The sequence below is a fragment of the Flavobacterium sp. genome (assembly GCF_031537875.1).
Lineage (GTDB): Bacteria > Bacteroidota > Bacteroidia > Flavobacteriales > Flavobacteriaceae > Flavobacterium.
The window spans coordinates 75846-96039 of record NZ_JAVKNB010000016.1 but is presented as its reverse complement, the minus strand read 5'-3'; the positions used below and the strand labels follow the sequence as shown (position 1 = coordinate 96039).

At 32.9% G+C, this 20194-nt stretch carries 19 protein-coding genes and 1 other RNA gene; 10 read left to right on the top strand and 10 right to left on the bottom strand.

The window, feature by feature from the left end; all coding sequences use genetic code 11:
- Positions 1–53 precede the first annotated feature (53 nt).
- Positions 54–1841, top strand: a complete 1788-nt coding sequence (locus tag RMR09_RS10565; RefSeq protein ID WP_310595765.1) for an ABC transporter transmembrane domain-containing protein — start codon at positions 54–56, stop codon at positions 1839–1841.
- Between the two features lie 54 nt (positions 1842–1895).
- On the opposite strand, the gene RMR09_RS10560 is transcribed toward RMR09_RS10565, so the two are convergent.
- Positions 1896–3068: a proline dehydrogenase family protein gene (locus RMR09_RS10560; RefSeq protein WP_310595764.1), complete on the bottom strand. Its 1173-nt coding sequence runs from the start codon at positions 3066–3068 to the stop codon at positions 1896–1898.
- 92 nt (positions 3069–3160) lie between these two features.
- Between RMR09_RS10560 and aroB the strand changes: the two genes are divergently transcribed.
- The 4 genes from aroB (at position 3161) to RMR09_RS10540 (ending at position 7395) form a co-directional block, all read left to right on the top strand.
- On the top strand, positions 3161–4228 hold the full coding sequence (gene aroB, locus RMR09_RS10555; RefSeq protein ID WP_310595763.1) for a 3-dehydroquinate synthase: 1068 nt from the start codon (positions 3161–3163) through the stop codon (positions 4226–4228).
- A gap of 292 nt (positions 4229–4520) precedes the next feature.
- Complete coding sequence (locus RMR09_RS10550; RefSeq protein ID WP_310595762.1) at positions 4521–5921, top strand: arginine decarboxylase; 1401 nt, start codon at positions 4521–4523, stop codon at positions 5919–5921.
- A 90-nt stretch (positions 5922–6011) separates the two neighbouring features.
- Positions 6012–6983 carry a deoxyhypusine synthase family protein gene (locus RMR09_RS10545; protein WP_310595761.1) on the top strand — a complete coding sequence of 324 codons (972 nt, stop codon included), beginning with the start codon at positions 6012–6014 and terminating at the stop codon, positions 6981–6983.
- Between the two features lie 13 nt (positions 6984–6996).
- On the top strand, positions 6997–7395 hold the full coding sequence (locus RMR09_RS10540; RefSeq protein WP_310595760.1) for a DNA primase: 399 nt from the start codon (positions 6997–6999) through the stop codon (positions 7393–7395).
- A gap of 76 nt (positions 7396–7471) precedes the next feature.
- Here the strand turns inward: RMR09_RS10540 and RMR09_RS10535 are convergent, their stop codons facing one another.
- From RMR09_RS10535 to RMR09_RS10520, 4 genes are all read right to left on the bottom strand, one after another.
- A complete protein-coding gene (locus RMR09_RS10535) occupies positions 7472–7987 on the bottom strand; it encodes a DinB family protein (RefSeq protein WP_310595759.1) in 516 nt (171 codons plus the stop codon).
- Positions 7988–7996: 9 nt separating this feature from the next.
- Positions 7997–10582, bottom strand: coding sequence for a phosphoenolpyruvate carboxylase (locus RMR09_RS10530; RefSeq protein WP_310595758.1), 2586 nt, complete (start codon positions 10580–10582; stop codon positions 7997–7999).
- Between the two features lie 96 nt (positions 10583–10678).
- Positions 10679–11158: an Lrp/AsnC family transcriptional regulator gene (locus RMR09_RS10525; protein ID WP_072943262.1), complete on the bottom strand. Its 480-nt coding sequence runs from the start codon at positions 11156–11158 to the stop codon at positions 10679–10681.
- 79 nt (positions 11159–11237) lie between these two features.
- Positions 11238–12392 carry a M14 family metallopeptidase gene (locus RMR09_RS10520; protein ID WP_310595757.1) on the bottom strand — a complete coding sequence of 385 codons (1155 nt, stop codon included), beginning with the start codon at positions 12390–12392 and terminating at the stop codon, positions 11238–11240.
- Between the two features lie 314 nt (positions 12393–12706).
- On the opposite strand from RMR09_RS10520, the gene RMR09_RS10515 reads away from it, so the two are divergent.
- On the top strand, positions 12707–13147 hold the full coding sequence (locus tag RMR09_RS10515; protein ID WP_310595756.1) for a helix-turn-helix transcriptional regulator: 441 nt from the start codon (positions 12707–12709) through the stop codon (positions 13145–13147).
- A gap of 5 nt (positions 13148–13152) precedes the next feature.
- On the opposite strand, the gene RMR09_RS10510 is transcribed toward RMR09_RS10515, so the two are convergent.
- Positions 13153–13704: a 1-acyl-sn-glycerol-3-phosphate acyltransferase gene (locus tag RMR09_RS10510; protein WP_310595755.1), complete on the bottom strand. Its 552-nt coding sequence runs from the start codon at positions 13702–13704 to the stop codon at positions 13153–13155.
- Between the two features lie 61 nt (positions 13705–13765).
- Between RMR09_RS10510 and RMR09_RS10505 the strand changes: the two genes are divergently transcribed.
- Together RMR09_RS10505 and RMR09_RS10500 are read left to right on the top strand one after the other, a co-directional pair.
- Entirely contained in the window at positions 13766–14428 is a 663-nt protein-coding gene (locus RMR09_RS10505) for a fused MFS/spermidine synthase (RefSeq protein ID WP_310595754.1), read from the top strand.
- Between the two features lie 42 nt (positions 14429–14470).
- Positions 14471–15181 carry an ion channel gene (locus tag RMR09_RS10500; protein ID WP_310595753.1) on the top strand — a complete coding sequence of 237 codons (711 nt, stop codon included), beginning with the start codon at positions 14471–14473 and terminating at the stop codon, positions 15179–15181.
- Here RMR09_RS10500 and kdsB read toward each other — a convergent pair whose 3' ends face one another.
- The 3 genes from kdsB to RMR09_RS10485 form a co-directional block, all read right to left on the bottom strand.
- A complete protein-coding gene (gene kdsB, locus RMR09_RS10495) occupies positions 15182–15907 on the bottom strand; it encodes a 3-deoxy-manno-octulosonate cytidylyltransferase (protein ID WP_310595752.1) in 726 nt (241 codons plus the stop codon).
- A gap of 135 nt (positions 15908–16042) precedes the next feature.
- Positions 16043–16873, bottom strand: coding sequence for a 4,5-DOPA dioxygenase extradiol (gene ygiD, locus RMR09_RS10490; RefSeq protein ID WP_310595913.1), 831 nt, complete (start codon positions 16871–16873; stop codon positions 16043–16045).
- 18 nt (positions 16874–16891) lie between these two features.
- Entirely contained in the window at positions 16892–18313 is a 1422-nt protein-coding gene (locus RMR09_RS10485; RefSeq protein WP_310595751.1) for an AAA family ATPase, read from the bottom strand.
- A gap of 174 nt (positions 18314–18487) precedes the next feature.
- Between RMR09_RS10485 and RMR09_RS10480 the strand changes: the two genes are divergently transcribed.
- Positions 18488–19300 (top strand): DUF3822 family protein, encoded by an 813-nt coding sequence (locus RMR09_RS10480; RefSeq protein WP_310595750.1) that lies wholly within the window; start codon positions 18488–18490, stop codon positions 19298–19300.
- The gene (locus tag RMR09_RS10475; RefSeq protein WP_310595749.1) at positions 19297–19848 is read left to right on the top strand and encodes an RsmD family RNA methyltransferase; all 552 of its coding nucleotides are present in this window, start codon (positions 19297–19299) and stop codon (positions 19846–19848) included. Before RMR09_RS10480 ends, RMR09_RS10475 begins: the two co-directional genes overlap by 4 nt.
- A 27-nt stretch (positions 19849–19875) precedes the next feature.
- Here RMR09_RS10475 and rnpB read toward each other — a convergent pair.
- Positions 19876–20192: RNase P RNA component class A (gene rnpB, locus RMR09_RS10470), an RNA gene on the bottom strand.
- Positions 20193–20194: the final 2 nt, after the last annotated feature.

Genomic DNA, 20194 nt, shown 5'->3' with positions numbered 1-20194 from the left:
TTTTTTTTGTAGTAAAGAGGGATAGTAGTACATTTGAAACTTATTAAAATAACATGGCACGATTCAAAGAAAACGATTTACCAAAATCAAAAATTACCCTAAGCGCCCTTCAAAAAGCAACACTCATATTTCAATATTCAGGAAAGCACCGCTGGAAATTTTATGTTGGCTTAGTATTCTTGCTATTAACTGGTGGAACTGCCTTAGCGTTTCCTAAATTGATGGGATTGTTAGTAGATTGTGTCAAAAACAAAGACAATGCGCAAGCTAATTTCATTGCTCTCAGTTTAGTAGGAATTCTATTCATGCAATCTATTTTTTCATTTTTTAGATTGTCTTTGTTTGTCAACTTTACTGAAAATACGTTGGCTAATCTTCGTCTAGCATTATACAGTAATTTGGTTAAACTTCCTATGTCGTTCTTTTCTCAAAAGCGTGTGGGTGAGTTAAACAGTCGCATCAGTTCTGATATCACACAAATACAAGATACATTAACCTCTACTATTGCCGAATTTTTAAGACAATTCATCCTTATTATTGGAGGTATTGCTTTATTGGCAACCGAAAGTTTCAAACTCACACTGTTAATGCTTTCTGTAGTTCCTTTGGTTGCTGTTGCCGCTGTAATCTTTGGACGATTCATCAGAGGCTATTCTAAACGTGTACAAGATAAAGTGGCCGAAAGCCAAGTGATTGTAGAAGAAACGATGCAAGGAATTAGCATTGTTAAGGCTTTTGCCAATGAATGGTACGAAATTGCCCGATATAAAACCCAGATAAAAGAAGTGATTCAAATTGCTATCAAAGGAGGGAAATACCGTGGATACTTTGCTTCTTTCATTATCTTTTGCCTTTTTGGTGCTATTGTCGCGGTAGTTTGGTACGGTGTACAATTGAGTATCGCTGGAGAAATGAGCGTAGGTCAATTAATCTCTTTTGTTTTATATTCTACGTTTGTAGGGGCTTCTTTTGGAGGTGTTGCCGAATTGTATGCGCAAATTCAAAAAGCAATTGGAGCTACTGAACGTGTTTTTGAATTATTAGATGAAACTCCTGAAAAAATTGAAGGAACATCTACTCATGAAACAATAGAAAAAATTAGTGGAAATGTAAGTTTCAAAAACGTTGCTTTTCAATACCCTTCAAGAAAAGAAATGAAGGTATTAAAGGATGTCAGTTTTACTGCTCAATTTGGACAAAAGATTGCCATAGTAGGACCAAGTGGTGCTGGAAAATCAACTATTGCTTCACTCCTATTACGATTTTATTCAATTGCAGAGGGAAGCATTGAAATTGACAATAAAAACATTTACGACTACGATTTAGAGCAACTTCGTGGCAATATGAGTATTGTGCCTCAGGATGTCATTCTTTTTGGAGGAACCATTCGTGAAAACATTGCTTATGGAAAGCCTAATGCTTCTGAAGAAGAAATTTTGGCTGCAGCCAAACAAGCCAATGCCTATAATTTCATAGAAAGCTTTCCTGAAAAATTAGATACTTTAGTGGGTGAACGTGGGGTGAAATTATCCGGAGGTCAAAGACAGCGTATCGCTATTGCAAGGGCATTGTTGAAAAATCCAAGTATTTTAATTTTAGACGAAGCTACTTCGTCATTGGATAGTGAAAGCGAAAAACTAGTACAAGAAGCACTCGAAATCTTAATGGAAGGAAGAACAAGTATAATTATTGCACACCGTTTGTCTACAATTCGTTCTGCTGATCAAATTTTAGTTTTAGACCAAGGAATAATAGCAGAGCAAGGAACCCATCAAGAATTAATAGCCTTAGAAAAAGGTATTTATAAAAACTTGAGTAATTTACAGTTTAGCAATTCCTAACTCATGTAATTTCTATATAAAAAACGCCATTCTTTCGAATGGCGTTTTTATGTATTATTGCAAACTTTTTCTACGAGTCCGTTCTGCTTTTATCATTGATAATTCTCGACTGGTTTGTCCTGCAACCGACGTATTTTCTTCGGCACGACGAATTAAATAGGGCATTACGTCTTTCACTGGTCCAAAAGGCAAATATTTAGCTACATTATACCTATTGGCTGCCAAATTATAACTGATATTATCACTCATTCCGTACAATTGCCCAAACCAAATGCGTTCGTCATTATTTTTTATTCCTCTTTCCTGCATTAAATTCATCAAAGTATACGAACTCAATTCATTGTGAGTACCCGCAAAAATAGCCATCGAATCAATATGGTCTAACATATACAAAACAGCTGCGTCATAGTTTACATCTGTAGCTTCTTTGGAAGGACAAATTGGTGTAGGATATCCTTTTTCTTCTGCTCTCGCATTTTCTTTTTCCATATACGCGCCACGCACCAATTTCATTCCGATATAAAATCCTTCTTGTTTAGCTCTTTCATGTAATTGTTTCAAATAGTCCAAACGATCCCAACGGTACATTTGTAATGTATTGAAAACAATTGCTTTTTCTTTATTGTATTTCTGCATCATTTGAGCGACCAAATCATCTGCAGCATCTTGCATCCAACTTTCTTCTGCATCAATCAATAAAGCAACATCTTTATAGTGAGCCGTTTTACAAACCAAATCAAATCGATCTACTACTCTGTCCCACTCTGCTTGTTCTGAAGTTGTCAAGATTGCTTTCGAACCCACTTTTTCATATAAATCCAATCTTCCTAAACCTGTTGGTTTGAAAACCGCAAAAGGAATGGCTTGACGTTCTTTGGCAAATTCAATCGTCTTTAAAGTCATTGCTAATGCAGCATCAAATTGCGATTCCTCTTCTTTACCTTCCACTGAATAATCCAAGACTGAAGAAACGCCTTTGGTATACATTTTATCCACTACAGAAAGACAATCGTTCTCATTTACACCGCCACAAAAATGATCGAAAACCGTTGCTCTAATCAAACCTTCAACTGGTAAATGCGCTTTGATTGCAAAATTAGTTACCGCCGTTCCAATGCGAACAAGTGGTTCATTGTCAATCATTTTAAACAAAAAATAGGCTCTATCTAACTCTGTATCGCTTTTTAATGCAAATGCAATTTGTGTATTATTGAAAATATTTTCCATTAATTGTTATATTTTTTTACAAATATAGAGAGAGTTTTCAATACTATTAATCAAAAAATCCCTTATTTTGCGTTCTCAATTAAATCAAGACAATGCAAACAATTCAAGCCAACAATTATCCTGTTCATTTCAATGAAAAAGGCTATGAAGCCTTAAACTTACATTTGAAAGAAACAAAGTATTCTAATCTGTTTATTATTACTGATAGCAATACAAACGACTATTGTTTGCATAAATTTTTGCCGTATTTAGAAACGGATTTGACTATTGAAATCATCGAATTTGAAGCAGGGGAAATCAATAAAAATATTGATACGTGTATCGAAATTTGGAAAGTCTTAACTGAACTAGGTGCCGACAGAAAAAGTTTAGTCATCAATTTAGGAGGTGGTGTTGTAACCGACTTAGGTGGTTTTGTCGCTTCCACATTTAAAAGAGGGGTTGATTTTATTCATATCCCTACTACTCTATTATCCATGGTAGATGCTTCAGTTGGAGGAAAAACAGGAGTGGATTTAGGAAACTTAAAAAACCAAATCGGAGTTATCAACGTCCCATTAATGGTTTTAATTGACACCCAATATCTTGAAACAGTTCCTCAAAACGAAATGCGTTCTGGTTTAGCTGAAATGTTAAAACACGGATTGATTTTTGACAAACATTATTGGGAGCAATTTTTAGATATAAGTACTATTGATTTTTCTGATTTAGACCAATTAATCCATCGCTCAGTTGCTATTAAGAATGAAATTGTAATGCAAGATCCTACTGAGAAAAACATTCGTAAGGCTTTGAATTTTGGACATACTTTAGGTCATGCTATTGAAAGTTACTTTTTAGAAAACGACAACAAAACAACTTTGCTGCATGGCGAAGCAATTGCTATCGGGATGATTCTTGAAAGCTATATATCATTACATAAAAATTTAATCTCAGAAGCTGAGTACATTCAAATAAAATCAGTGATTAAAACGATCTATGATAATATCACTTTTGAGGAAAATGACATCCAACCGATACTTGATTTGTTAATTCACGATAAGAAAAATGAATTTGGTACCATTCAATTTGCATTAATTGAAGGAATTGGGGCTATAAAAATCAACCAATTGGTTGAAAATGAATTGATTCTTAGCGCATTTCAAGACTATAATTCATAATCTTATTTTTAATTAAAAGGATTGCATTTCGTATATATATTTTTTTACATTTGCCTCGATGAAAACGAATCAAAACACAATTTACTTTACACTGAATAACCGCTTAAGCGAGAGCTCCTTTTTAAGGATGTGGAAACGTTTTAGTGCATTCAAAGGAAGTTTTAGTTTTGATATTTTTCAGTTTCTAAAAGCTGAAAATGAAAAACTTCAAATTGTGTATGCTAATATTCGAGTTTGAATTTTAGTTTAATTATTATTTAAACTATATTTAATCTAAAATTCTGACAACTAAATGAATACAAAATATTTCGACTTAATCAATCAAACGTATTACTTCCCACAAGAAGAGTTTACTTTAAATAAAGACAATCTTCAGTTTCACAATATTGATTTGATGAAATTGGTGGAACAATACGGAACGCCTTTAAAATTCACATACCTTCCTCAAATTTCCAATAACATTAACAAAGCCAAAGCTTGGTTTCGTAAATCAATGGAGAAGAACAAGTACGAGGCAAAATACTATTATTGCTATTGTACCAAAAGTTCTCATTTTGAATATATTATGAACGAGGCTTTCAAAAACAATATTCATATCGAAACGTCATCGGCATTTGATATTAATATTGTAGAGAATCTTTTGGAGAATGGGAAAATCAATAAAAGTACTTATGTAATCTGTAATGGTTTTAAAAGAGATTTATATGTTGAAAATATTGCTCGTTTAATTAATACAGGTCATAAGAATACTATTCCTATAATTGACAACTACGAAGAATTAGATTTACTTCAAGCTCAGATAAAAGGAAAATTTAAAATAGGTATTCGTATTGCCGCAGAGGAAGAACCTAAATTTGAGTTTTACACTTCGCGTTTGGGTATTGGTTATAAAAACATCGTTCCTTTCTATAAAAAGGAAATTAAGGAGAATAAAAAATTGGAACTTAAAATGTTGCACTTTTTTATCAATACAGGAATCAATGACAACGCTTACTATTGGAACGAATTAGTAAAATGTATCAAAGTATATGTAGCGTTGAAAAAAGAATGTCCTTCGCTTGACGGTTTGAATATTGGTGGTGGTTTCCCTATCAAAAATTCATTGACATTTGAATACGATTACCAATACATGATTGACGAAATTATCAATCAAATTAAAATAGCTTGTGACGAAGCCGAAGTAGCGGTTCCTAATATTTTTACTGAATTTGGATCTTTTACTGTAGGTGAAAGCGGTGGAGCAATTTATCAGATCTTGTATCAAAAACAACAGAACGATAGAGAGAAATGGAATATGATTGATTCTTCATTCATTACTACTCTACCAGACACTTGGGCAATTAACAAACGTTTTATCATGTTGGCTGTCAATAGATGGAATGATACTTACGAAAGGGTTTTATTGGGTGGATTGACTTGTGACAGCGATGATTATTACAATTCAGAGCAAAACATGAATGCCATCTATTTACCAAAGTACAATAAAGAAAAACCGTTATATATTGGTTTTTTCAATACCGGTGCATACCAGGAAACCATTGGTGGTTATGGTGGATTACATCACTGTTTGATTCCACAACCCAAACATATCTTAATTGATCGAGATGAGAATGGCATCTTAGCAACTGAAGTCTATTCAGAACAACAAACTTCAGATGACGTTTTAAAAATATTAGGTTACAATAAAAAATAATTATACACACAATAGAGCATTTAAAAATTTGTTATATTTGATTGTACCATCAACTATGACATTCCATTTTTAAATATTAAATTTTAAAAAATGAGCAAAGGACCAATCAGTCAGTTTATCGAAAAGCACTACTTGCATTTTAATTCTGCATCTTTAGTTGACGCCGCAAAGGCTTACGAACAGCAATTAGCTAATGGAGCCAAAATGATGGTGAGTATGGCTGGAGCCATGAGTACCGCTGAAATCGGAAAGATTTTCGCAGAAATTATTCGTCAAGACAAAGTGCAAATTATTTCTTGTACAGGAGCTAACCTTGAAGAAGATATCATGAATTTAGTTGCGCACTCTCACTATGAAAGAGTACCTAACTATCGTGATTTAACTCCTCAAGACGAATGGGATTTGTTAGAAAGAGGATTGAATCGTGTAACAGATACTTGTATTCCAGAGCATGAAGCTTTCCGTCGTTTGCAAAAACACATTTATAAAATTTGGAAAGACGCTGATGATAAAGGAGAACGTTATTTTCCACATGAATTTATGTACAAAATGTTACTTTCAGGTGTTCTTGAAGAATATTACGAAATTGACTTAAAAGATAGTTGGATGTATGCGGCAGCAGAAAAAAACTTACCTATTATTGTTCCAGGTTGGGAAGACAGCACTATGGGTAATATTTTTGCTTCCTATGTAATCAAAGGAGATTTAAAAGCCTCCACTATGAAGTCAGGTATTGAATACATGACTTTTCTAGCAGACTGGTATCCAAAAAATAGCGCTAACGGAATTGGATTCTTCCAAATTGGTGGTGGTATTGCAGGAGATTTCCCAATTTGTGTGGTACCTATGTTGTACCAAGATATGGAAATGCACAACATTCCATTCTGGAGCTATTTCTGTCAGATTTCAGATTCTACAACCAGTTACGGTTCGTACTCTGGAGCTGTTCCGAATGAAAAAATAACTTGGGGTAAATTGGACATCAACACTCCAAAGTTCATTATTGAATCTGATGCTACCATTGTAGCACCTTTAATTTTTGCTTATTTATTAGACTTATAGAATACACAACTTTATGAAAAGAGTAATTGTTGATTACGCAAAACTTACAAACGAAATTTTAAACTTATTAGTAGAAAAATTTCCTGATGGTTATGATGATTCAGACATTATCCGTTTTAGAAACGCTAAGAATGAATTAGTTGAAGCAGTAGAAGTTAGAACTGAAGACACTATTTATTTAGTAAAAGTGAGTACTAAACTTTCTGACAGAATTGAAAACTACGATGAAGATGATGAAATCATCGATGTAGTCGTTGAACCAATCAAAGGACTTGAACTAGACGAAGATGAAAATGACGATGATACAGAAGACGAAAATCTAGATAAACCAGACACTGATGGTGAAGATGGAGACGACGATGATGATAATTTTGATGACATCGCTGACGAAGAAGATGAGGACGAAGAATAATTATTAATTCGAAAAAAAAACAAAAGGCTACCTATGAAAATAGATAGCCTTTTTTAATTTATATAAACTGTTATTCTTACAAATAGCGTTCTTCAAAAACTTTTTGATGTTGTTTTTGGTGTCCAATAATCATGAAACCAATAGCTCTAACAGAAATTGAATGTTCAGAAGCTACACCTACTCTTTTCAATTGATCTTCAGAAAAACTTTTAAAAAGCAACAAATTAGAATGTCTAACCGCTGATAATTCGGTTAATAAATCTTGAAGACTTCTTTTATTCCCTTCAGTATTATTTGCGAAAATAGTTTCGTCAAAACCTGGCAAAGGTGTGGTGTCATTTCTTGAAATTCGCAATGCACGATACGCAAAAATTCGTTCTGTATCAATAATGTGTTGAAGAATTTCTTTGATTGTCCATTTGCCTTCGGCATAACGATAATCAAACTTATCCATCGGAATGTTTTGTACAAAACGAATAAAGTCATGCAAACAAATTTCCAATTCTTCAATCAAATCTACTTCGCCTGCCGCCTTAATATAAGTAGCATTAAAAGTTGAATACTCATTATCGGATAACTGACTTGTTTTCATAAATACTAATTAAGCTGAGTTTCTACTCGCATTGGTATTACCAAAAAGTGAACGGGTTACAATTTTTTCATATACCTTAATTAACTTTTCGTCTGGATTTTTTTGTTTCAATAACTCATTAATCCTTGTCAATCCATATTGTTGTATTGTCAACAAAGGCAACACAATACGCTCTCTAATGTCAATCGAAGCTTTACCGTCAGGATAGTTTTCCATCAATTCTTGATGCCCTGCAATTTTCAACAACAAACGTTTAGTTTCCAAAAATTCATTGTATATGATTTGCCAAAACTCACCAAACTCTGGATCTTTACTCATATAAGCTGTCAATGGGAAAAACGATTTAGCCAATGACATCATACTGTTTTCTAATAAGGTTTTAAAGAACAAAGAACCATCATATAAATTTTGAACTTTATCCCATTGATTCGTATCTTCAAAATGTTTCAAAGCAGTTCCAACCCCAAAGAATCCTGGCACGTTTTGTTTTAATTGACTCCAAGAACCTACAAATGGAATAGCTCTCAAATCAGCAAAATCTAAATTTTCAGACTTACTTCTTTTAGAAGGTCGGCTACCGATATTTGTTTTAGCATAGTATTTCAGCGTACTCATTTGCTCTAAATACGGAATAAATTTTGGGTGGTTTTTAAAGTTCAAATACTTTTCATACCCTAATTCAGCTAATTGATCTAAAATGGCTTTTTCATCAATTGTCAATTCATTTCTTCCTTTGGCAAATACTTGATTTGTCACACCTGCACTTAACAGATTCTCTAAATTATGACGACACGAATCTAAAGTACCAAAATTAGAACTAATCGTTTGACCTTGTACAGTAACTTGAATTTCGTTATTCTCAATTTTAGGCCCTAAAGAAGCGTAAAATTTATGTGTTTTACCACCACCACGAGCAGGAGGACCACCTCTACCGTCAAAGAAAATAGCCTTTATTCCATACTTTCTGGAAATTTCGGTCAATGACTCTTTTGCTTTATAAATACTCCAGTTTGCCATCAAATAACCTCCATCTTTAGTTCCGTCAGAGAAACCTAACATGATGGTTTGTTTATTATTTCTTGATTCTAGATGTTTTGCATAGGCTGGATTAGTATACAACTTCTCCATAATTTCATGCGCATTTTGCAAATCATCAACCGATTCAAATAACGGAATAATATCAACCGAAGGAGCATTCCAATTACTCAATTTAAAAAGAGCAAAAGTTTCCATTACATTTAGCGCACTTTCATTATTACTAATAATATAACGATTAGAACCAAATTCACCATTATTATGTTGAATCGTTTTTATCGCTTGAATAGACCCTAAAGTAGAATTAGTCATTTCGTTATCAAAAGCAGCTGGATCTAGATCACCTGATACATTTGATAAAACTTCCATTTTTTCCTGCTCAGAAAGTTCAAAATAATTCGCAGGAAAAACTTTCGAATCAGATTTTTGATAATAGCTAACTACATCTTTAAAAACCGCATCATGGATTTTACTGTTTTGACGAATGTCTAAAGTCGCAAAATGAAATCCAAAAAGATTTACCTTAATTAACAAAGCGTCTAATTGATCAACATACAACGACTGATGTTGTTCTACAATAATCGATCTGATTTTTTTCAATTGAGTTCTAAATTCCTCAAGGGTAATAAAAATTTCGCCTTTTGAATAAAAAACAGAGCGATATAATTTTTGTTCTAATTCCGAAACTAACGTATCAACACCGGGAAATGTTAACTTACGTTTTAAGTTTCTCATTTCGATATAATAACATTTCAAAATAGACGTACGCAAACGATCTGCTACTTTTAGAGTAATATCAGTTGTTACAAAAGGATTTCCATCACGATCACCTCCTGGCCAGAATCCTAATTTAATTAAAGGATTATTGATTGAATTCCCGTTAAATAAATTTTTCTCTAAATAATGAACCATCTCTCCTGCTGTTTCGTAAAAAACATTTTCAAGATACCAGATCAAACTCACCGCTTCGTCATACGGATTGGGTTTTTCATTTTGTATAAAAGGCGTTTTTCCTAATTGGGCTAACAATTGTTTAATACCTAATAGATTGTTTTTACGAATAGCATCCGTTAAATCATTGATAATTCCTAATACAGCTCCTGGATAAAACTGTGTTGGGTGCGCCGTCAATACCGTTCGAACATTAAAGTTTTCTAAGAACTCTATCAATTCTTCTTGACTGTTTTTATCATCCGCTTTTTCTTTAATATCACGAAGCGAACCTCTTCCTTCCATATTATTCACAGCAGGGAAAGCAGCATCTTCAATAGCATCAAAAAGTACAATTTGTCTTTCAATGTATTGAATAAAACGAAACATTAAATCTATTTTATCTGATTCCGAATCTGTGTGCAAATATTTTTTAGCAAAAAACTCTACAATCTCTCCGGGAGTTTCTTGTTTTTTAAAACCCGTTTCACAAACTTCTGTAAACAAAGGAAGTAAAACCCCCGTATTATCTATAGAATCAAATGGTAAGGTTATAAACACACTATTATAAATGTGATACTTAGAAAGAACATCCTGATTAAAACGTTCTATTTTGGGAAGCGTATACATAATTTTATAAGTTGGTTGTAGTAGTTATTAATCAATTTGGCATAAAAAAACCCCAAGCGTAAACTTGAGGTTATATATAATATATAGCAACAAGTATTACATGTTTTTGAAGATCGTATGCATCAAACGCTTTTTGTCGTTGATGCTTTCTTCTAATGAAATCATTGTTTCTGTTCTGTACACTCCGTCAATGTCATCAATCATAAAAATAACATCTTTTGCATGCTTAGTATCCTTTGCTCTAATTTTACAAAAAATATTGAACTTCCCTGTAGTTACAGAAGCAACCGTTACAAAAGGAATCTCGTTAATTCTCTCTAAAACAAATTTAGTTTGAGAAGTATTATTAAGAAATACACCTACATAAGCAATGAAAGAGTATCCTAACTTATCATAATCTAGCACAAGAGAAGAACCCATAATAATTCCAGCATCTTCCATCTTTTTAACCCTAACATGGACTGTACCAGCAGATATTAATAATTTTTTTGCAATATCCGTAAAAGGAACTCTAGTGTTGTCAATCAACATATCTAAAATCTGGTGATCTACTTCATCTAAACGAAACTTACTCATAATTTTTTCAATTAATATTATTAATTATCTAAAACAAAGTATAAAAATATACATAAAAATCAAACAATGAGTAATAAAATTATTTTTTTATCAATCCGTTAACAAATTCTATGTTTTTATTTAAATAAAAATTGGCTTTCTGATCTAATCTAGGAATACTATCATAATCATCTGAATAAGAAGCTCCTTGAGCATCATATACGAAATGACCAAAACGATTTTCTAAATCTTCAATTTGATTAATGTAAGCATTAAAGCAAATTGCACCGTCAATCAATTCTTCTTTGTATTGTGAGGCAAAATTGATGATTTTTTCCTTACCATCATAATTTATTTTGACATTTTTATACAAAAAATCACAAAAAACTGGATTATTTTGTGAAATATTCAAATATTCTTCGATTCTATTGCTAACTATATCGTTTTCGCTAATTAGATTGAAAGCAGCAACCAAAGAAATAAATACATATTTTCGAGTTTGCTCTCTTTCATAATCATTTGGATAATGACCCGCTTCAAATAAAATAGTAGGTACACCTAAATATTGAAATGTATCTCCAATACAATTAATATTGAATGAATCATCAAAACGTCCAACTTGTCCGGGAATAAATTGCTGTAAAACCTGATTGATGCCCGAAATCACATTAATTGCTTTTAATCGTGACTCATTAATTTCTCTTTCTTCGTTATAAGAAGGCGCCAAGAATGACATAGTTGCTGGTTTACCCGTATTGGCAACGCCAAAAATAGTTCGCTGATCGTGTAGGTTAAAACAATAATCTGGCTTGAATCGTTCAAAAGTAGCTCTCAACACCTTGCTTTCAGGCTGGGTTAAGTCTTGAGAATCACGGTTCAAATCAACTTCATTAGCATTAGCACGAGTATAAAGAGTAGCTCCATCTGGATTTAACATCGGAATCCAACAAAAAGTATAGTTGCTCAAAAATTGTTTTGCCAAATCAGAACCACTATGCAATAGATTTAAAAAATCAAACACTCCTTTTGTTGTGGTACTTTCATTTCCATGCATTTGTGACCAAAGAAAAATTCGAGTGGCTCCTTGACCGATTTGATATTCATATATAGGTTTATTTAAAACCGATTTCCCAATTACTTGTAATTGATTGTTGGTATTTAAACGGTTTAAAACAGGGTCAATATGATCTAATGTTAGGTACCTACCTTGGATAGTTTGTTCTTTATTCTGAACAAATAATTCTTCTAAATTCATAGCTTTTAATTTGATTTTACAAAAGTAAACATCTTTATATTTACAAATGTAAACTAATTATGATTATAAAATTTCAACAATGTAAACAGATATCGTAGTGTTTAGCTTATCCTGAATATATTACTAATTGTAATTTGTAAACAATTTCATGTTTTTTAATTAAAGTGTTAAAAATCATATATTTAAAATATTTTAATTCTACTAAAATTTCAATTAAAACATACGCATTTAAACCGATTTAGAACTATTTAACATTGAGGTGTAATTAATTTAATTACATTTGTAAACAATTTATTATTTTAATATTTTACACAATGGTAAACATCGATGATTTTGTAAAAAGACTTGAAACTCTATTAGATTATTACAATTTGAATGCATCTTCTTTTGCGGATAAAATTGGTGTACAGCGTTCTAGTTTGTCTCATCTTTTGTCGGGACGAAACAAACCTAGTTTAGATTTTATTCTTAAAATTTTAGAGGTTTTCCCAGAAGTAGATTTGTATTGGATACTAAATGGAAAAGGAAGTTTCCCGAAAACAATCAACACCGAACAACAAATTGAGACTCCTCCTACTCCTTTGAATGATAATGCAATTAGTTCCAATTTGTTCTCTGAAGTTCAAGAAACAAAAAAGACTACTCCTGTAGAAATTAAAAAAGTAGAAAAGAAGCCAGAATCTATTTCAAGCGAAATAGAAAAAATCGTTTTCTTCTATAAAGACGGTTCTTTTAAAGAATTTACGCCGCAGTAAGGCATTTACACTTTGTAACCACAATCCGGAATTTTACCAAAAACACCAACAAAATGATGTTTAAGAATTGTTATATCCTCCTCTAAGTTTCCTGTTGGAAGTAATGGTTCTCCAAAACGAACTTCTTTTTTACCGAAATCAAAAGCTACAGGAATAACGGGTACATTCGCTTTCAAAGCAATGTAATAAAAGCCTGTTTTAAGTTCAGCTACATATTTACGTGTTCCCTCAGGAGCTATTGCTAAACGGAAAGTTTCTTTTGTATCAAATATTGCGGCTATAGAATCTACTTTGTTCAAACCTCCTGATCGGTCCAAAGGCGCTCCTCCCATATAACGAAAATAATATCCAAAAGGAAAACGAAACAATTCTTTCTTGGCAACAAAATTCATTTCTAAACCCATAATTCCTCGTGTAAAAATACCTAAGTAAAAATCGTGTGCGCTTGTATGAGGCATTACCATCATTACACATTTCTTTATTTCGGGATTAATGGTGCCGACAATTTTCCAACCCATGATTTTGAAAAATAGCCACTTATAGAATTGTCTTTTCATTCTCTTTTAATTTTTTACAAATAAAACAATTAAAATCTTATTTTTGAACAAACCCCACACTATGATTCGCAAACTATTGAGTTATCTCCTGCCTATAACGGTATTTAAGACCAAATCCAATTGGAGTAAATCAATTGAAATCACTTGGGCAAATGGCGAATTAGTACTAGATTCTGAAAACACCAACTACTCGTACGGAAGTTTACAACGCATTTTACGTCTCGGATTAAAAACCATTGGCTTTCGCCAAATTAGAAAAATGAATACCATATTGGTTTTAGGTGTTGCTGGCGGAAGTGTAATCAAAACTTTAAATGACGAAATTCAATTTAAAGGTAAAATTATAGGGGTTGAAATTGATCCTGAAATTATTAAAATAGCCAATTCTTACTTTCAATTGAATCAAATTCCGAATCTTAGCTTATTAAATACCGATGCTTTTGAATTTGTTTTACAAGCCAATGATAAATACGATTTAATTATCGTTGATATTTTTCAAGACACAAAAATGCCTAGTTTTTTATTCGAAAACTTCTTTACGCAAAGACTTTGTGCGTTACTTCAAGAAAAAGGCTGTATTCTATTTAATACAATGGTATTAAGTGAAAAAGACAATCAGAGAAATAAGAAATATTGTACTGAATTTTACCAACCCAATTTCAAAATAAAAACAATTCCTAGGGTTGAAATTCACAATGAATTAATTGTAATTGAAAAGATATAATGCTATTTTTTTACTAACTTGTAGGTACTTATTCTATCACAAATGAGAAAAACAATCCGAAAACTATTTTTAGGCAAATCATCCAATGGAAAGCAAGCTGAATTCGATCCTATTGAAAAGCGAATTCAAAACATAAAATCCATTTGGAATAACGATCATCAAGACGATAACGGATTAGAAAAGATTTTTCGTTTGTTACTATCTTCTTCTCAATTACTATTTCCTGGAATTTATATTAAATATTTTTCTAGGAAAAAGGGAATTGAATACCAAGACTTAGCGACTGATTTTTACATTTTACTCAAAGTTACTTTTCCGATTCTTATTTTAGTAAACCAATGGCAACAGTACCAATGGGTCATTGTACTAATGACGTATGTGTTTTTAGAAACTATATTTTACATTCCTACCCTAATTTTTGCCTCTGATCTCTTTTCAAGACCGCGCTCCTACAGAAGGTCGATGCTATTACTATTCTTCAATTATTTAGAAATTGTCTTTGCTTATGCCGTTTTTTATTCGTGTGGAAATTATCTAAACAAACCTTTTCTAAATTGGTTTGACGCAGTATATTTTAGTATTATTACTTCGTCATCAATTGGGTATGGCGATTTTCATCCTATAGCTACAATAGGAAAGTTTTTAGTAAGTACACAGGCCTTACTATTCTTGTTTTTTATTATTCTTTTCCTGAACTTTTTTTCAACCAAAGTAAAAACTAAAGGCTATTTTGATCACGAAAATCAGGATTAATTAAAGCATTTTTCTGGCTTTTTCTAGATCTTCAGGAGTATCAATTCCGATACCTACATGAGTAGTTTCTACCATTTTAATGCGTTTGCCAAATTCCAAATAACGCAATTGTTCGAGTTTTTCGGAAGCTTCCAACGATTGCATTGGTAAACTATAAAAATCAAGTAAAGCCTGTTTTCTAAAAGCATAAATTCCAATGTGTTGAAAATAGCGTACTCCTACATTTTTCTCTCTTGGATACGGAATTACCGAACGGGAAAAATACAAGGCAAATCCGTTTTGCGCTACCACTACTTTTACGTTATTGGGATTATTAATTTCGGCTTCGTCTTTGATTTCGCGCATTACAGAAGCTAAATCGACTTGTCTAGCCGAATCATTTTTAAATACTTCGATTACTTTTTCCAAAGGATCGATATCAATAAAAGGCTCATCACCTTGCACATTGACCACAATATCTACATCTAAATTCTGAACGGCTTCAGCAATCCGATCACTACCTGACTCGTGTTCTTTGATACTTTTAATAGCTTTGCCACCATTAGAAACAATCTCTTCAAAAATAATATCCGAATCCGTGACCACAAAAACATCATCAAACAACTTCGTAGAAAGTGCCGCTTCGTAGGTTCTTAAAATGACTGTTTTTCCTCCTAAATCTTGCATTAATTTAGCAGGGAATCGCGTGGAAGCGTAACGTGCAGGGATGACAGCTATTATTTTCATTTGTATATAAATTGCCCCAAAGGCAGTAAGTCACAAAGGTTTTATTATTGCAACTATTTTGTTACTAATTTTAAAAAACTGATTATTATTTTTTATTAATCATTCTCCAAATATACCATTTTACTAAAAACCTATCTACATAATCTTCACCGAAGTCATACTCAAAGAACCCGCTACTAATTTATCATTGAATAAACTAAGTTCTTCCTTCTTTTCTTTTAATCCCAATGTATAAAGTAACGGTAAAAAATGTTCTGGCGTTGGAATGGCTAATTGCAAGGCTTTACTTTGCCTTTCGTAATCAAACAAAGGTTTGAAATTACCATCTAATAGATAATTGTTCACTATTTCTCTAGCTTCGATAGCCCAATCATAGCCGTAATTATCTTTATCAAAATTCGGGTAATCAACTAATCTCAGGTTATGGACAATATTCCCGCTACCCACAATTAAAATGCCTTTGTAACGCAAATCACTTAATTGTTTAGCCAACTCAAAATGATACTCTGGCGGTTTTGAATAATCAATACTCAACTGAATAACAGGAACATTAGCCTCAGGATATAAATGTTTAATAACACTCCAAGCTCCGTGATCTAATCCCCAAGTATCGTCTAGTTCAACTGCTACAGGCTGTAATAGTTCTTTAGTTTCCAAAGCTAATTCTGGACTACCTTTGGCAGGATATTGAACTGCAAACAATTCGGGTGGAAAACCTCCAAAATCGTGAATCGTTTTAGGCATTTCCATAGCCGTAACTTTAGTTCCTTTGGTGTACCAATGGGCTGAAATACACAATATAGCATTAGGCTGCGGTAGTGTTCTTGCAAGATCTCTAAAACCTGTTACAAACTGATTTTCTTCAATAGCATTCATTGGGCTTCCATGTCCCAAAAATAAAACAGGCATTTTATCTGTTGTAGGGAAACTCCCTGAAATAGCATGTAAATCGTTTAAATTATTCATCATAATTACTGTTTAAATTTAGTCCACAAAACTTTCGTCTTTAAAACCAATCAAATATAATTTATTTTTTGCTCGCGTCATAGCTGTATATAACCAACGAATGTAGTCACTGTTGATTCCGTCAGGCAAATAGGGTTGCTCGATAAAAACGGTATTCCACTGCCCTCCTTGCGATTTGTGACAAGTTATTGCATACGAGAATTTCACTTGCAAGGCATTAAAATAATCATTGTTTTTTACTTTCTGGAATTGCTTGAATTTGGTTTCCCCTTCATAATCTTTCATCACTTCTTGGTACAAACGATTGGATTCTTCATACGTTAATGAAGGAGATTCGCTTTTTATAGTATCCAATAACAAAACAGTTTCCAATGGTTTTTGATTGGGATAATCCACCATCCGGATTTTTACTTTCGCAAACTTGAAGCTGTACAACTCTTGAATAGCAAATATTTCTAATATTTCAATAATATCACCATTGGCAATAAATCCCGCTTCGTCAGAATCTTTTAGCCAAAAGTAATTGTTCTTTACTACCATCAAAAAATCTCCCGTTGACAATTCGCTTTCACGATCTAAAATTCGGGTTCGAATTTGTTCATTATACTGATTCGCACGTTTATTAGAACGAACAATAAAAGCGGTATCTTCAATACTATAATTACTATATGCCGAATGAATGGCATCTTGGATATCGTAACCATCAACTAATCGGACAATATCTTTAAATTTTCTCACATCAAATTGAAATTCGTTTATAAACGAATCTTTCAACAACTCCCTAAGTTCTGTTGCATTGAATAAAATACCCGAACTTTCCTCCTGACGCATCACCTCGTCTAATTCAATAGATTCTATTTCTTTGTCATAATGCACTGCCAAAGTATGGGTGTCTAAAGCGGGACTGATATCTAAATTCACTGGTGGTAGCTGAGCTGTATCTCCCAAAAGAATCATTTTACAATTGGTTCCCGAATACACATACGAAATCAAATCATCTAACAACGAGCCATTTTCGTATAATTTTGAATCCGAATTAGCATCAGAAATCATCGAAGCCTCATCAACAATAAAAATAGTATTCTTATGCTTGTTTGGTTGTAACGTAAAAGACACACCACCTCCAGAAGATTTCTTTGGAAAATAGATTTTTTTATGAATGGTAAAAGCAGGCTTATTCGAATAATTGGCAATTACCTTAGCCGCACGACCTGTTGGCGCAAGCAAAACATATTTTTTATTAATCTCAATCAGATTATTGACAATGGTAGAAATAACGGTTGTTTTCCCCGAACCTGCATATCCTTTTAAAACAAAAATGGTGTTGTTTTCCGTTTCGGTCAAGAAAATAGCAATCTTTTGAAAAAAAATATCCTGCTTGTAAGTCGGTTCAAACGGAAATTTTTTCTTTAAAAGACTGTAAAACAGAGAGGAATTCATTAGGATTAATTTGACTGCAAAGTACGCAATTGCAGTTACAATGGCAAGTTCAAAATTCAATTTCAAATTGTAATTCCTTTTTGAACAGAAGTTTTGAGATTCATTTATGCCATTGTCATTGAACTTGATTTTTGCTATTGTTATTCGTATGTTTGCATTGTTGAACTAAATGCTATGAACACAAACATCACCGAAAAGAAATATAAAAAACTATCCATTCAGGTTGCCTTGAACGGTCTTTCTTTTTGTTGTTTCGACACACTCAACAACACGATTACTTCTTTTAACGAAGTTCGTTTTGATACGTTTCATAAAGCTACTAAAACCGAAGATTTGTTTGCAGATGCATTTAGTGATTTCCCTGAATTAAAGGATTCGTATGATGAAATTTTGGTCATTCACAACAACAATCTTTCTACGTTTGTACCAGAACCTTTGTTTGATGAAAACTTTTTAGGAAGCTATTTACAATACAATACCAAAGTTTTTGAAACTGATTTTTTTGCTTTTGACGAAATTGCCAATTGCCAGATGAACACTGTTTACATTCCGTATGTGAACATCAATAATTTTTTTATTGATCAATTTGGTACTTTCGATTACAAACATGCCAATACTATTTTAGTATCCAAATTATTAATTGGCTCTAAAAACAATCCAGAGAAAAAAGTATTCGTTCATATTAATTCCGGACATTTTGAAATTATTGTAGTCCAAAACCAAAAATTATTATTATTCAACTCTTTTGACTACACCACTCCCGAAGATTTCTTGTATTACATTTTGTTTACAGCAGAACAACTGGGTTTAAATCCAGAAGAGTTCCCTTTAGAATTGATTGGAAAAATTGATGCTGAAAGTGAGTATTACCAATTAGCCTACAAATACATTCGCAATGTATCGTTATTGGATGTAAGCGATTTACAAGCCAAAAATAATTTTTCAGAAGCGGATAACAGAACCCATTTTATACTTTTTAATTCATGAGAATTATTTCAGGTAAATACAAAGGCCGACGCATATTCCCTCCCAAAAACCTTCCTGTACGCCCAACCACCGACATGAGTAAAGAAGCTTTGTTCAATGTCTTGAATAATCATTTTAGTTTTGAGGGATTGAAAGTGTTGGACTTATTCTCGGGGACAGGAAATATCAGCTTTGAATTTGCTTCCAGAGGGAGTTCACCTATTACTTCTGTGGATGGCGATTTTGGCTGTGTAAAATTCATCAAACAAATTGCAGCCGAATATGATTTCAATATTGCAGCAACTAAAAGTGATGTTTTTGCTTTCTTAGAAAAGAATAAAACGACTTATGATATCATTTTTGCTGACCCGCCTTATGGTCTAGACCAAAAAACCTTCGAAAAGGTTGCTACTTTAGTTTTTGAAAGAGAACTTCTTGAAGAAGAAGGTATGTTGATCATTGAACATTCTAAGTATACTAAAATGGAACATTTGCCGAATTTTTCTTTTCAGAAAAGTTACGGAGGTTCATTTTTTAGTTTTTTTGAGATGGCTACTTCTGAAGAGTAAGAAGAATAGTTTTCTTTACAAATTATAAAAAAAAGCAGACCTATAAGCCGGATTCTGTCTCCGATAAACGGAGCCTTATCATTTATCTAGATCTTACATTACTGTAAGACTCAAGCTATCTACCCTTCAACAACGGACGAGAAGCCCTTAAATGCTGATATACTTGATATTTCACCGCATAGAGTTTACCTGGTTTCACTACAGCATTACCTGTACATACTTTCTGTTGCACTTGTCCTTCCCGATAGCTATCGGGAGACGGGCGTTACCCGCTATGCTTCTCTGTGGTGTCCGGACTTTCCTCCCTCCTAATAAATCAGGACGGCGATAAGGCGGTCTGCGGTGC